Consider the following 14,680-nt stretch of genomic DNA (forward strand, 5'->3'; position numbering starts at 1 on the left):
GCAATATTTAGAGACAGGGACATACTCATTTGAACAAAAGACGCGATATATCGCGTCTTTTTTCATAACGGATTTATCAACTACTTTTGATGGGCAATTAATTTTTCATCTTTATCTTGCATTTCTAAAAGTTCGGGAACAGTAACAAAACTGTAACCCTGCTTGCGAAATCTAGCAATAATTTCTGGTAAAGCTTGTACAGTTTGAGTGCGATTACCACCACCATCGTGCATAAGGACAATCCCACCGGGTTTTGCTAGTCTAAACACATTATTAATTAACTTTGGTACACTGGGACGCGAGTAGTCAACTGAGTCTGATGACCACATGATCACCGCATACTTATTATTTCTAGCATAGGAGACTAGTCCATTATTCATCATGCCTCCCGGTGGACGAAATAAGTCTGTTTTCACACCTGTTATTTGATATATAAGATTACTTGTATTATTAACTTCATAAGCTGCTACCTGGGGATTCATGAAATGATACCAATGATGCCAAGTATGGTTGCCAACTGCGTGTCCCTCAGCGACCACTCTTCTTAATAAATCTGGGTAATTTTTTACGTTTTGTCCAACAACAAAAAATGTTGCCTTAATATTATTTTGTTTAAGAATATCTAATACTTGTGTCGTACTTTCAGGCCAAGGGCCGTCATCAAAGGTAAGTGCAATGACTTTCTGTCCGTGGGTAAGTTTTGCTGTTTTAATAGTTGCACCTTGAAAACGTGCCGGAACAGCATAAGACAAACCCTTAGTTTTTGCTTCTTGCTGCCAACTAGTCAACATCATCGATTTGAATTTTTCAATTCGCTGCCGAGTTCCTGCTTTAGCGGGTGTAATATTTATGTTGATATTATTGATATTGACTCGGCTTTGTGCATCTGATGCGTTGGGTTTGAGCAACATCATCACACCAAGACTCAAACTAGCACTGAGAGCTAACAATGCAAATAATACTCCTTGTGGCCAAAGAAAAGACTTATTGTTTTCCACTTCATAGCTCCTTCAGGGGTAGAATCATTTGTGACGATGACGACTGTAATGTTGCATACATCTCTGTATCAATATTTAGATACTGAGCTAATTTCTATTAATCCTGAAATTTTTAATACAAATTAAAAGAAATTTAAAAATACACCAGCTATAGCTAATTTGACCTAGCTTCATCAGCTAAAATGGGCGATATGATAGGCTACTAGCCTATGTAAAAACTCCTATTATTTAATATCAAAATAAACCTATCCTCACAGTGTAGAATGTATGTTCCTGCCTTTGAATCAAAGTTATCGAATATTATGAATTAGACCCTGGCTTTTAGACACTGTAAATAAACACTTAAGCTAAGACATGAAAAGTCATCAAATTATCAGTATTGTCAAATCGATAAATTACTATTATTTGATGTCAATATTCCATTCATTTAAAGAATGCTGTATAAGTTCGCCTGTTGATAAGAAACATTTTACTGCTAACTAGCATTTTTACCTTTTAAAGAAAAAATTAAATTTTGAGTTAACTTCGTCCCTCTTAACTTTGTTGTCCAGCAAATGGACGACATTTGCCTAAACATAGTTTCGCATTACCAAGAAGTTTAGATTAGTTAATCTATATACTCTTTGAGATATTCATGAAAAATTAATAATTAAATACTGAATTTTATGTATAAAAATACTTTAATTATTCAATATATATAATTTCAACAAAAATCTGACTAGCTTGATAATTGCTATTTCAATCCTCTAGTGAATTAATGTTGCTATCCTATTAATATAAAAATTATATATACGTTGTTACAGTATATTTACTGAAATTATCGAAAATTCTCAATATTTAACAACTACAAAAGAGCCTGTATTGACAAGGTAAATTATGGTTTACACGGTAAAAAAGCTGTTTGATGTCAAAAAATTACATAAATATCTGATTTTAGAGTCTATGGATCAGTATTGAAATGCGATCGCTCATAGTATGATTAATCTTAATTAATCAGCTTTTCATCTAAGTGTTCCAACAGATGATTGGTTGTTAGATCACTGGTCGGCCTTTTTTCTTTGTGACAGGATTTGCTGAGTCAGCGCTATTGTATGGTTTAATCCCACCAGCTTTAAATTTTTTTAATTGACAACACACATATATAGTAAGATTTGTGACGTTGAAAGAACAAAAGGCGATCGCTAGCCTTTTCTGTAACTTAGAACACTTATTATTCATTGCCACTGAATTTGCAAGGCTGGCTAACTATAGTTAGTTGTACTAATATTTTGCCGTAAATATGAATTACTCGGATGCTTCTAAAATCAAAAGAGACTATATCATCCTGTTGACAATTTTTCTCGCCACATTAGTTATAGACAGAATTTGGTTTTTCATAGATGAATCTATTCCCGCTTATGATCAAAGCGCACATCTAACAACGGTGTTGCACCATTATCGAATTTTTCAAAACTTCAATATTTTTTCTGGTGACTGGTGGTTATCTCTGTGGCAAATAACTCCTAGTTATCGCGCTCCTTTTGTATATATTTGTACAGTGCCATTCTTATTTTTATTTGGTAGGGGATATGACCAAGCAAGTTTGGTAAACCTGTTATATACAGCTATCATCATCGTTTCAGTTTATAACTTAGGCATTTATTTATTTAAAAATAGAAGTATTGCCATAATAGCAAGTATATTTTGTTTACTATTTCCCGTATTGGGAATTATACGAACAGACTATTTATTAGACTATGGTTTAACAGCGATCGTTACCTTAACATTTACTATATTAACTATTTGGAAAGATAGAAAAACAGGCTTTTTAACATGGTTATTAACCTTAGGTTTAGGAATAGGTCTAGGGTTTGTTATGTTAGCAAAACCGACAGGATTTATTTTTATTTTTATTCCTGGCATACTCACATTAATTAGCTTCATTAAAAAAGGTAGTTATCTGAAGTTAATCCAAGCAGGGTTATCTTTGATAGTAGCTTGGCTAGTTTGTGGTTTTTGGTACGGTTTAAATTGGTTAACTATTATTACATCCGCGTTAAATGCTAATAGGGTAGGTCAAAGAGAGGGTGATCCTCCAGCTACTACTATTGCCGGATGGTTAGTTTATCCACAAATGATCCCAGACAGTGTTGGCTTACCGATATTAGTTGTAAGTGTAGGGACTTTACTAGTTTATTTGTGGCAAAATAAATTTGATATTCGTGCGATTAAACATAAATTGCATCAGTCAAGTTTAAATTGGTTAATCATTTTTTTGCTGAGTAGCTATGTAATTTGTTCTCTTGGTACTAATAAAGATAGTAGGTTTATTCTGCCTTGTTTTCCGATAATCAGTTTAATTTTGTCTTATTTTTGTAATTTGATTGATAATAAATGGTTTAACAGACTCCGAATAACTACTATTGGATTGAGTTTCATAGTTTTACTCAATAGTTTATTCCCTCTACCAATGATTCAAGGATTGGGAATTAAGCATTTTCCTAATGATGAGGCGAAAAAATATCCACTTTCCCAACTAATAGGCAAAATTAAACAAATAAATCCATATTTAAGGTCAGCTTTAGGAGTCATTCCAGTTTCAACACCTCAAGTCAATCAGTTTACTTTAGATTATTTTGGCACATTAGCTGATTTTCAAGTATATAGCAGAAAATTGACGACGCAATTATCTCAAGTTGAGCAGGATTTAGAGTATTTTTCTTGGTATGTTACTAGAGAAAATGAACCTGATGAACCTGGAGAAAGGGGAGAAACTAAAAGAAAATTGAAATCTTTAGTGGAATCTTCTAAATATCTAAAACTACAGGATGAGTGGCAATTGCCCCAAGATGATAGATTACGATTGTATCACCGCATAAATCCTGCTGTAGTCGTTGACAAGTTAGATAGTGGTGATTCTCAAGTTATTTTAAAACAAGTTATAACGGCTAATAATTTTGTGACAGATAGAAACAACTCAATTATTTATAAAATAACAGGTGCCTGGGATGAATTACAAAATGGTTTATTACTATTAAAATGGCAAAATGAAAAGTCATCATTTTATCATGACCACGCGATCGCTCTAGGTAACTTATATTGTGGTCTGCAATGCCATCCTCAAGGAGTTTTTCAGATAACAGAAAATCTCTCCGCATTTATTCCCAAAAACATTACTTTGGGAAAATATCAACTATCAGCGCTATATTTAGATAGAAGAAATGGTAAAGTTACACCTTTGAATATCGCTAATATTACCGTAAATTTGTCCGATACGGGGATAATAGAAAAGGCACCAGCTTTAGATTTAGTTTCTAGAATGTCCCAATTAGGATTAGAACTACAAAAGGGTAAATTAGATCAGATATTTGAGCAAATATCGAATTTTAATCAATATGATCCTACTCAAGATTACTTAAAACAAATTGAATTTGCAGCTAGTTATCATCTGCAAAATGAGCCGGATAATTTAAACTGGCGTTATACTTTGGTGCTATCACAACTTTTACAAAGACAAGTTCCAGATTTAATCGAAAATTTAACCAAGTTAACTCAATACGATAAACAAAATCCCTACGTGTGGCTGTATCTAGCATTTGTTTATTTGTATGATTTTCAACCAAAACAAGCTGAAGCAAAATTAACGATCGCAGAAAAATTACAACCAGATATACCAGAATTAAAAACCTTGAAAACGGTAACAAATATTATGAAATTCTTGCCATTAGTTCACTTTTAAAACATCAGATAAAAGTTTTAATATGCTCCCAATCACACAAAGAAAATTACTATTAGTTTTGTTGGTGGCTGCTTTGGCTTTGTGGCTCACATTTTTAGGTAACTTACCTTTAAGAGATTGGGACGAGGGTACAATAGCACAGGTTGCTCGTGACATTTGGCAGGCTCCAGTTGGTTCTATGCGTTGGCTTTATCCCACCTTGGCGGGGGAAGCATATCATAACAAGCCCCCTTTAATGCACTTATTAATTGCTTGGGCTTACTCTATTGGTGGTGTCAATGAATGGACAACACGTTTTCCTGGCGCATTTATCACTGCGCTGGGAGTACCTTTGTTGTACTTGTTAGGGCGATCGCTTTTTAACCGCAGTTTACCGGCATTGTTTGCCGCATTAGTGTATTTAACTATGTTGCCTGTGGTACGTCACGGAAGACTAGCAATGTTAGATGGTACACTTATCACCTTTTTTTTATTCGTTTTGTTTTGTCTACTAAAAGCCCGCCAAAATCAAAAATATGCTTTAGGTGTGGGTATCGGTTTAGGGCTAATTGCTCTAACTAAAGGGATGATGGTTTTGCTATTAGGTGGAATTGCTGGTTTGTTTCTTTTAGCAAATAGACAATTAACTTTATTAACCAGCCCTTATTTATGGTCAGGGCTGTTTTTAGGAAATGCGCCAGCGATCGCCTGGTATATCGCTCAATGGCAACATTACGGAGGTAGTTTTTTACAAATAAACCTGCAATCACAAACTTTTAACCGAGTTTTCCAACCTGTAGAAGGACATAGTGGCCCACCTTGGTACTATGTACTGGAAATACTCAAATATGGATTTCCGTGGCTATTGTTCTTGCCAGGAGGACTTTATTTAGCTGCAAAAAAGCGTGACACTTCTTGGGGTTGTTTAACTCTTGTTGGCACAATTGTCTACTTAGTCAGCATTTCCGTGATGAGAACAAAACTACCTTGGTATGTTATGCCAATATATCCATTTTTAGCTCTGGCCATTGGTGCTAAATTGGCTGATGTTTGGCAGTACCATCATGTTAAATCAACAACTTGGGTAGTATTCTTTGCCATACTGGCGATCGCAGGTTTAGGTGGTTGTGTCTACTTTGTGACTACTGAACCTCAGCCTATTCTAATTGCTATGAGTCTTGTGTTAGCCGTGAGTATGGCTACGGTAGCATGGCTGGTTCATCGGGGCGATCGCAACTTTATTCCAGTTTTATTTACAGGAATGTATTTAGTTTTAGCCATGTTTGTGAGTTCCCAGTCATGGATTTGGGAGTTAAACGAAGCATTTCCAGTCAAACCAGTCGCCGCATTAATCCGCCAACACGTTTTACCAGGTACAAAGATTTATACTTCTTTCGCTTATAATCGCCCTAGTCTAGACTTTTACTGTGATTGTCAAGTTCTGACTAAGCCATCAATTTCACAGCAAATAGAAACTAATAATCATTATTGGCTTTTAGATAATACAATTTTAGAAAAGATAAACTTATCTGGAAACAAAATTCTAGGGACGGTGGAAAACTTTACATTGATTGCTCCATCCAAAAATTAATTTAGGTAAAAATCTAATTAACGCTTTAATTGAGATTAAATTTCAAAATTCGTTAATTCACTACCGCAATGCAGTATTTAATTTTGGATAAATCAAATCACACTTGCGGATCACAAACCAAAGTACATAACCCAAAACAATAGAGAAAAACTTGATATGTATAGGAGTTCCCAAATAACTGAAAAGTGATGACAACTGTACCGCTATTGCTACCCAACGATATTGTGGCAAGTAAAAAGCTAAAATGATAGAACAAATGTCAGCCGGATAAAAATATCGCTGGTGCATCTTTGGCAGTATATAAGGCATTAATAAAACTGATATTGTTGCCAAATGTATCAATCTTTCTTGCGTGATTTCTAATTTACTTTTATTTACAACGTAAGCTAATAAAATTATTGCGAATATAGTTGATATTAAGCCTATGGGAACAACTATATTATATAAATCATTAGGAATCCACTGATAAAGATTAGGGACAGCTTTAGCTAGTTCTTTGTATTTATTGGCTTGATTAAAATATACTGATAATAATTCTGACATCGGTCTTCCAGCAAACCAAGCAGGCAATACTGCTAATAAATATACTAAAGGAATTATTGGCATATAGTACCAACGTATTCTTTTTTTAAGCAACATTATCAATAATAAAGGGGAGAGAAACATTGCTTGTAGTTTAAAGGAAAGCCCAATCCCAAAACTCACCAATGCTGGAATTTCTTTTTGTATACATAGAAAATAAATACAGGCAATCAATCCTGTTGTATATATGCCGTCACACTGTCCCCAGATAGCACTATTATAGATAACAACAGGACTCAATATAACAGTTATAAAAGCAAAAATTGCTTGTCTACCTTGTGGATATTTAAGTTTAACAATTTTGTAAGTGAAGAAAGCACAAACAAAATCAACAGCCATAGCAAAAAGCTTAATTGAAAATATTTTTGGCAATCCTGAAAGTAGAGTGGCTGCCAATACAAGCCAGTAGAGATAGGGAGGTGTATAGTCAGCAAAACCATGTTTTAAAGCACTAAACCCACCATTAGTGGCTATAAAATCATACCAAGGAGCTAAAAAAGAGGTATAATCAGAGGATTTATTAGGAACACAAATTAACCGAATGAGGACAGCAAAAATAATAGAAATAGTTAAATAATTGGGAACTTGTTGAGGAAATATTTTTAATGATTTAATCGGTTTAAATAAACTCTTATTTGAATTATTCGTCATAAGTGGCAGATGGTATGGAGTGTCTGGAAATTGTGGTTATTATATATGACTTAGAGAAACTGGCGAAATACCATCTCTAGAAAAGCAAGGAATGCCAGTTGCGTGTATCTTGCTTTTCTAGAGGAGTATGCGAAAGTGCGCCAAAAAAAGAAGCTGTGTCAACGCGTGTAACAGAGAAAATGGATTTAACACATACAAAACACTGATTTATTTACCCTACCCACTGTTCTTGGGCAAATCCCACAGCTAACCTAGCGAGTAGTGTGATAAATAAACCTAGAACAAAATATCCTTGACGGGGACAGCGAGATAACAGCACACCGATCGCTACACTCAAAGGTACTATGCCATAAGCTAGGCGGCTTAAGGATATTGTTCCCCCAGAAGCAAGCAGCAGTCCGATACCACAAAAACCGTACATCACAGTTACAGAAGTTAGGTTTTCACGAAAACGCCACAACGCATAACTACCGCCAAAGACCATGAATACATTGAGTAAGCGATTAATTAAATCTTCTGGTGCTAGTAATAACAAAAACAACGCTAAAACGTAACAACCATAAATGATCTTGACGGAGTGCAAATATTGACGAAAGTAGTATAAACAATATCCTCCACCAACAATCAGGATAAACAACAAAGGATGCCAAGGGTCATTAATCCAACCAGATGTAGGCTGAACCCAACCAAACTGCCAGTTTTGTGGCCCCACGACAATTCTCATCAGCATACCTAACCATCCTTGCCAATCAAAGCCTAGAGATGGTCGCCAGCCCCGTTGTGCAGCGATAAAGGCAAGAGGATTGTGGAAGCTGACGGCACAATATAAACTAAAGACCATGACTCCTGTCGCAGTCGCTAAACCTGCGATGTAAGCAATTGGGGGTCTGCGTTCTTTCCAAGCAGCGATCGCCAATGCGGGAATCATAGCCATCCCTGTGGGGCGTGTTGCTGTCGCCAAAGCACCCCAGAAGCTTGTCCAGCCATACTGCTTTTGATCAAAAGCCTGTAAAGCAGCTGTACTCAAAAACAGATATAGTCCTTCTGTATAAATTACTCCTGTAAACATCGCCGATGGGTAAAAAGAAACCACAGCCGTAGCCCATCTAGCGATACTGATTCCATAAGAATTTTTCAGCCAGAAGTACAAAATATAAAGTGCTGCCAAAAAAGTCACATTGTTGATTAAAAGACCAGCTACTTCAAAAGACAAACCCAAATTCATCAATAACCGAATACACAAGGGAAACAAGGGAAAGAACGCTAGATTGTGTTGTTTACCGTCATCCACAAATTCATATCCTGTAGTGGCGATCGCTCTATAATGCACGCTATCCCAAGCATCGAAAACTTCCCAGCTTAAACTAGATAATCTTTCTGGTGCTGACGGTAAATTTGGCGCAACTAACAACATCGTTATCCAAATGAGGATGCGGCTAAGAAACCAGAGAATGCCAGGAAAGAGAAAATCAGTTTTCCATAAAAATTTTTTGATGAATATTGGCTTTTCAAACATAGAGTTGAGTCTTTCCTAACAATCCCTTACACATTTTTTTCTTATAGAAATAAACAACAGAAAATTGGACAAAATTTAGTATAGCTATGATTGGCTTTCATGCCACCACAAGATAACGGTCATTCAATGATTTTCGGAAAAATTTTAATGATTTAAAACTCAATATTTAGTATTTAAAGACACATAATCTCTCAAATGTCCCATGAGTTTTGTTCCTAGTCCCTAATCCTTTGAAGGGTGGGGGTATAGGGGTATAAGTGTTTGAAACCCTTACACCCTTACACCCTTACACCCAGTCTCAACAAAAAATCTGGGTACGTAAGTCCTATTAATGAGTCCTCAACAATTTATAGTGGGAGTTGTCGGTAAATCCTTAAGCAATTGTGAAAAGTATTACTCTTGTTGGTTCCACTGGCTCAATTGGTACTCAGACCCTAGATATCGTCAGTCAGTACCCAGATCAGTTTCGGATTGTGGGGTTGGCGGCGGGAAGCAATGTAGAAATGTTGGCAGAACAGATTCGCCAATTCCGTCCCCAAATAGCAGCGATTTCTGCCGCCGAAAAATTGCCAGCACTCCAAGCAGCTATCAAAGACCTTGATCCCCAACCGATTTTACTAGGGGGCGAAGCCGGAGTGATCGAAGTTGCTCGTTATGGTGATGCTGAAACAGTTGTGACTGGTATTGTCGGTTGTGCTGGGTTATTGCCAACAATCGCCGCCATTGAAGCTGGTAAAGACATCGCCTTAGCAAACAAAGAAACTCTCATCGCCGGTGGGCCTGTAGTCTTACCCTTAGTAGAAAAACATGGCGTTAAATTATTACCTGCTGACTCCGAACATTCTGCCATCTTCCAGTGCCTCCAAGGTGTACCAAAAGGCGGCTTAAAGAAGATTTTACTCACAGCTTCCGGTGGTGCTTTTCGGGATTGGGATGTGGAAAGATTAGCCCAAGTGACGGTGGCTGATGCCCTGAAACATCCTAACTGGTCAATGGGGCGAAAAATTACCGTAGACTCAGCTACCTTAATGAACAAAGGTTTAGAAGTAATTGAGGCTCACTTCCTGTTTGGGTTAGATTATCAAGATATCGAAATTGTCATCCATCCCCAAAGTATTATTCATTCACTAATTGAGCTGCAAGATACCTCTGTTTTAGCCCAACTCGGCTGGCCGGATATGCGTTTACCTTTGCTATATGCTTTATCTTGGCCAGAACGCATCTACACAGACTGGGAACGCTTAAATTTAGTCAAAGCTGGTAATCTCACCTTCCGTGAACCAGACCACCAAAAGTATCCTTGTATGCAGTTGGCTTATGCGGCTGGTAGGGCTGGTGGTTCCATGCCAGCGGTGTTAAATGCCGCTAATGAACAGGTTGTGGCATTATTCCTCGACGAGAAAATCAAATTTTTAGATATTCCTCGGTGTATCGAATTAGTGTGCGATCGCCATCAAAATGATAACTGTGCAAATCCTTCTTTAGATGATATCTTGGCAGCAGATCAATGGGCAAGACAAGAAGTTTTAACAGCTACTAAAAATTTAGCAAGCCAACCTCAGATAATTTCCGTCAACTAAGCATTGAAATTGCAAATACTTAGTAAGCTAATGTCCCCTAAAAAAGCATAATTACTAATAAGGGCTATTAACTGTTGACTGTTAACGGTCAACGGTCAACAGCCCTCACTATGGATTATGCAAATTAAAAGCAAAATAGCTGATCTTGGTGTCTTACGTGAGAAAAATCTGAAATCACGTAAGGTATCAAGATACAGAAGTTTTTTATCCTTAATGAATTCTTTAAAAATAAAAATCTCTTTAGTGCATTTGTCTAAAAATTCATGTTAAATTCCGGAATCAAGCAATTCCTCTATGTATAGTCATTTTGCAATAGTTGCCCAAAGATTCAGGTATTGCTAGACATAATATGATGTTAAAAACATTACACTTGCGACAAAAATTATAGGTAATTATTTCCCGGAAAAATATAGACTGACTAATTAAGTCCCTTGAAAATTCAGAGATAAATCTTGAGGAATTTATATTTATGATTCCTACGCTTATTTTGGCTTGGATTGTGTTTGTTATTGTTTGGAAGGTATTAAAAGCGACTCTCACTAATGCCTTAACTATTGCTGCCATTCTCATTTTATTAAACATTGGTTTTGGCATTACGCCGCAGGATATTTGGCATCAAATCATGCAGTTTGCACAAACTTTATCACAAGTACAAGGTGGGAAATAGGGGCGAATTGAGCCAGGAATGAGATAGTTTGGATAATTACTTCAGCCTAACCTCCGCTAACAGGGGGAATTAGCACTACTTCGTCCCCGTTTTTTAAAACTGTATCGGGCTCGACAAATATTAAATTAATGCCAAAGCGCGTGATATCTCTCCATTTAGCTAGTTCTGGGCGTTCGGCTATGAGGCGATCGCACACTGCGCTTACAGGTGTACCATTGGGAAATTCCCACACCAGTTGTGGTACTCCATAAGCTTCTTGGTAAACAGCAAATAATTTGATGGTGATAGTGATTGCAGAATTGGACATAATATTTTGTCCCCGATCTTACTATGCGAGGATTTTGGCAAAGACTTAGATGAGAAGACAAATGGTCACCAATTTAGGTAATGATAGAAATTGGCAGCTTGATACAGCAAGTTGATTGCTGACTTTGAATTTATCTGATTTTACATACACTTAATAAAATTTATTCAATTTTAAGGTAAAATGCAACCTGAATTCAATTTTTTTCAGCACTGGTATCCTGTCTCACCCATAGAAGACTTAGACCCCAAACGACCAACCCCTGTTACTCTTTTAGGAATTCGTTTAGTGATCTGGAAACCACAATCGTCAGAGGGTTTTCGGATATTTATAGATCAATGTCCTCACCGTCTTGCACCCTTAAGTGAAGGGCGTATTGATGATAAAACAGGTAACTTAATGTGCAGTTATCACGGCTGGCAATTTGATAGTGAGGGTGTGTGTACCCACATTCCTCAAGCCGATAATCCAGAAATAGTTACTAAAAACCGCCAAGATTTTTGTGTTATTTCCTTACCAGTACGTCAAGAGAATGATTTACTCTGGGTTTGGCCAGATGTAAACTCTCAGGAATTAGCCCATCAAACACCATTACCTCTGTCACCACAAGTAGACGCTAGCAAAGGTTTTGTGTGGAGTTCTTTCGTCCGCGATTTGGAATACGACTGGCAAACCCTAGTAGAAAATGTGGCAGATCCTAGTCACGTTCCTTTTGCCCATCATGGAGTACAGGGTAATCGAGAACAGGCCAGGGCTACACCTATTATTATTCAGCAATCAACACCAGGCTTGATTGAAGCTGTGGCGGATGGACGATTCAAAGCAAAGATTACCTTTGAACCGCCTTGTCGTTTAGAATATGCCATTAGTATTGGTGATGATGGAAAAAAAGTAGGACTTGTCACTTATTGCCTTCCTGTCTCTCCTGGCAAATCAAGAATTGTCGCTCAGTTTCCTCGCAATTTTGCTAAGACACTGTATCGTCTTACACCCCGATGGTGGGATCACGTCAAAACGCGTAATTTAGTACTTGATGGGGATATGATTTTGCTCAAGCAGCAAGAGTATTTTCTCCAACAAAGACAATTATCAGCCAGTTGGAAAACAGCTTACAAGATGCCCACAAGCGCCGATCGCCTAGTAATTGAATTTCGCAAGTGGTTTGATAAATACTGTGAGGGGCGATTACCTTGGAAAGAAGTGGGAATCGCCATTCCTGAAGCTTACACAATCAACGACAGCCGGGATGTTGTGTTAGACAGATACAAACAACATACCCAGCATTGCAGTAGTTGTCGTAATGCACTGAAAAATATCAAGTTATTACAAGTGATACTGCTAGGCTATTTCGCCATTATTATTGCTGGGGTTGCCGTTCTCCCAGACTCTTTACGAGTCCAGCTAGGTTTACCCTTAATAATTACAGCCATCTTAGGATTGGGACTCTACTCTTGGCTAAAATTTTGGCTAGTTCCCAAATTTTACTTTGTAGATTATATCCACGCTGAAAAATAAGAACCGGTTGACAGTTAACAGTTAACCGTCAACAGTTAACTGTTAACTGTTGAATCCTCTCAAAATATCTGTTCCAACTTTTGAAAGTCGCGCTGTACTTCCTCCCATAATGCTTTGTTATGGGGGTCAGTTTTTAAAGCTTTTTTGAGATAGACTCTGGCTTTGAGGAGTTGATTTTCGTTAATGAGGGCGCGTCCCCAGATTTGATAGGCGATCGCTTGCCATTGGCGTACTTCTGGGTCTTTTGGTAAACGGGCGGCTAAAGCTTCTGCTAAGGCGATCGCTTGGGGAAACCTTCTTTCCCGCAAAAACCGTTGCAGTTGTTCGTAAGTCTTCCACTTTAACCGTTGTTCGATTTCTATAATATTTGGTGGTTTTGATGGAGACGGCTTTTCATCTGTGACGGTAGCCGTAGGCGCTTTCTCTTGGTGAGTTGCTTTGATATTTTCACTACTAGAGGTAGGTGATTGCTTTGACTTTGGGGACGTTTCCTCTGGAGGTACTACCGTCAACAGAAATCTGTAAGCCTCAGTCAAGGCAATAAACTTATCTTGAGCTTTTTTATCACTAGGGTTGATATCAGGATGATATTGCTGCGCCAGCCGTCGGTAAGAGGCTTTAATATCAGCAAATGAAGCTCCCGACCTTAAACCCAATAAACGGTAGCAATCTCCGAGATCCATTTTGATCTACTTAATTCTGTAATATTCAGCCATCAGCGAGTAAGCTTTTTGCTGAAAGTTTTAATAATAAACAATAATCTTATAATTTATAGTTCACATTTGACAGTTTTTCTAGGGATTGGGGATAAATCAATTCAAAATTCAAAATTCAAAATTCAAAATTCAAAATTCAAAATTCAAAGAATTCTTGGGGATTGGGGACTGGGCGAAAATTTTGGGGTAAGTTCTCCCCCTGCTTCCCCTGCCCCCTGCCTCCCCTGCCCCCTTTCTAGATGCGTTCTTCAATCACACGGTCAATCAAGCCGTATTCCTTCGCCTCTTGAGCTGACATGAAAAAGTCCCGATCCATGTCTTTTTCAATTTTGGCTAGGGGTTGATTGGTGTTGTTGGCATAAATTTGATTGAGCTGGTGGCGAATCCGCAGAATTTCTCTGGCTTCGATTTCGATATCGGTTGCTTGTCCACGGGTTCCACCAGAGGGTTGGTGAATCATGATCCGTGAGTGGGGTAATGCTAGGCGCTTACCTTTGGTACCAGCCGCTAACAAGAAAGAACCCATCGAAGCGGCTAAACCTACACAAATTGTTACCACATCTGATTTGATGTGTTGCATTGTGTCGTAAATTGCCAAGCCAGATGTTACCATCCCACCGGGGGAATTGATATACAAGTAAATATCTTTACCTGGGTCTTCCGAATCCAGGTACAACATGACGGCGATGATTTGGTTAGCAATTTCATCATCAACGTCGCGTCCCAGAAAAATAATCCGTTCCCGGTATAGGCGATCGTAGATGCTAATCCAATCTGTAAACTGGCCGCCTGGCATCCGGTACGGAACTTTAGGAACTCCTATAGGCATTTTTTTGACTCCGTTTGTAATTAGTTCTAGTTAG

The 14,680-nt window shown here is 37.7% G+C and carries 11 protein-coding genes; 5 read left to right on the forward strand and 6 right to left on the reverse strand.

Annotated features, from left to right (window positions below):
* Positions 1-80: 80 nt before the first annotated feature.
* On the reverse strand, positions 81-998 hold the full coding sequence (locus tag H6G14_RS08875; RefSeq protein WP_190566938.1) for a polysaccharide deacetylase family protein: 918 nt from the start codon (positions 996-998) through the stop codon (positions 81-83).
* A 1,279-nt stretch (positions 999-2,277) separates the two neighbouring features.
* On the opposite strand from H6G14_RS08875, the gene H6G14_RS08880 reads away from it, so the two are divergent.
* Entirely contained in the window at positions 2,278-4,716 is a 2,439-nt protein-coding gene (locus H6G14_RS08880; protein ID WP_190566941.1) for a hypothetical protein, read from the forward strand.
* A 22-nt stretch (positions 4,717-4,738) separates the two neighbouring features.
* Positions 4,739-6,286, forward strand: a complete 1,548-nt coding sequence (locus H6G14_RS08885) for an ArnT family glycosyltransferase (protein ID WP_190566942.1) — start codon at positions 4,739-4,741, stop codon at positions 6,284-6,286.
* A 60-nt stretch (positions 6,287-6,346) separates the two neighbouring features.
* Here H6G14_RS08885 and H6G14_RS08890 read toward each other — a convergent pair whose 3' ends face one another.
* Complete coding sequence (locus H6G14_RS08890) at positions 6,347-7,519, reverse strand: hypothetical protein (protein WP_190566944.1); 1,173 nt, start codon at positions 7,517-7,519, stop codon at positions 6,347-6,349.
* A 211-nt stretch (positions 7,520-7,730) separates the two neighbouring features.
* Complete coding sequence (locus H6G14_RS08895) at positions 7,731-9,035, reverse strand: mannosyltransferase family protein (protein ID WP_190566946.1); 1,305 nt, start codon at positions 9,033-9,035, stop codon at positions 7,731-7,733.
* A 383-nt stretch (positions 9,036-9,418) separates the two neighbouring features.
* On the opposite strand from H6G14_RS08895, the gene H6G14_RS08900 reads away from it, so the two are divergent.
* Positions 9,419-10,615, forward strand: coding sequence for a 1-deoxy-D-xylulose-5-phosphate reductoisomerase (locus H6G14_RS08900; RefSeq protein WP_190566949.1), 1,197 nt, complete (start codon positions 9,419-9,421; stop codon positions 10,613-10,615).
* A gap of 469 nt (positions 10,616-11,084) precedes the next feature.
* Positions 11,085-11,282 (forward strand): hypothetical protein, encoded by a 198-nt coding sequence (locus tag H6G14_RS08905; protein WP_011318137.1) that lies wholly within the window; start codon positions 11,085-11,087, stop codon positions 11,280-11,282.
* A 46-nt stretch (positions 11,283-11,328) separates the two neighbouring features.
* Here H6G14_RS08905 and H6G14_RS08910 read toward each other — a convergent pair whose 3' ends face one another.
* Complete coding sequence (locus tag H6G14_RS08910; protein WP_190566951.1) at positions 11,329-11,589, reverse strand: MoaD/ThiS family protein; 261 nt, start codon at positions 11,587-11,589, stop codon at positions 11,329-11,331.
* Positions 11,590-11,769: 180 nt separating this feature from the next.
* Here H6G14_RS08910 and H6G14_RS08915 point away from each other — a divergent pair, with 180 nt between their 5' ends.
* Complete coding sequence (locus tag H6G14_RS08915; protein ID WP_190566956.1) at positions 11,770-13,101, forward strand: aromatic ring-hydroxylating dioxygenase subunit alpha; 1,332 nt, start codon at positions 11,770-11,772, stop codon at positions 13,099-13,101.
* 59 nt (positions 13,102-13,160) lie between these two features.
* Here the strand turns inward: H6G14_RS08915 and H6G14_RS08920 are convergent, their stop codons facing one another.
* Both H6G14_RS08920 and H6G14_RS08925 read right to left on the reverse strand, forming a co-directional pair.
* A complete protein-coding gene (locus H6G14_RS08920; protein WP_190566958.1) occupies positions 13,161-13,784 on the reverse strand; it encodes a J domain-containing protein in 624 nt (207 codons plus the stop codon).
* 268 nt (positions 13,785-14,052) lie between these two features.
* Complete coding sequence (locus tag H6G14_RS08925) at positions 14,053-14,646, reverse strand: ATP-dependent Clp protease proteolytic subunit (RefSeq protein ID WP_011318141.1); 594 nt, start codon at positions 14,644-14,646, stop codon at positions 14,053-14,055.
* Between the last annotated feature and the right edge of the window lie 34 nt (positions 14,647-14,680).

Source organism: Nostoc parmelioides FACHB-3921 (genome assembly GCF_014696625.1).
GTDB lineage: Bacteria > Cyanobacteriota > Cyanobacteriia > Cyanobacteriales > Nostocaceae > Trichormus > Trichormus parmelioides.

What these genes read in the sequence shown, in the direction of transcription:
- H6G14_RS08925 (WP_011318141.1), bottom strand. Translation starts at nt 14,646, where the DNA reads ATGCCTATAGGAGTTCCTAAAGTTCCGTACCGGATGCCAGGCGGCCAG.
- H6G14_RS08880 (WP_190566941.1), top strand. Translation starts at nt 2,278, where the DNA reads ATGAATTACTCGGATGCTTCTAAAATCAAAAGAGACTATATCATCCTG.
- H6G14_RS08915 (WP_190566956.1), top strand. Translation starts at nt 11,770, where the DNA reads ATGCAACCTGAATTCAATTTTTTTCAGCACTGGTATCCTGTCTCACCC.
- H6G14_RS08905 (WP_011318137.1), top strand. Translation starts at nt 11,085, where the DNA reads ATGATTCCTACGCTTATTTTGGCTTGGATTGTGTTTGTTATTGTTTGG.
- H6G14_RS08890 (WP_190566944.1), bottom strand. Translation starts at nt 7,519, where the DNA reads ATGACGAATAATTCAAATAAGAGTTTATTTAAACCGATTAAATCATTA.
- H6G14_RS08920 (WP_190566958.1), bottom strand. Translation starts at nt 13,784, where the DNA reads ATGGATCTCGGAGATTGCTACCGTTTATTGGGTTTAAGGTCGGGAGCT.
- H6G14_RS08885 (WP_190566942.1), top strand. Translation starts at nt 4,739, where the DNA reads ATGCTCCCAATCACACAAAGAAAATTACTATTAGTTTTGTTGGTGGCT.
- H6G14_RS08910 (WP_190566951.1), bottom strand. Translation starts at nt 11,589, where the DNA reads ATGTCCAATTCTGCAATCACTATCACCATCAAATTATTTGCTGTTTAC.
- H6G14_RS08895 (WP_190566946.1), bottom strand. Translation starts at nt 9,035, where the DNA reads ATGTTTGAAAAGCCAATATTCATCAAAAAATTTTTATGGAAAACTGAT.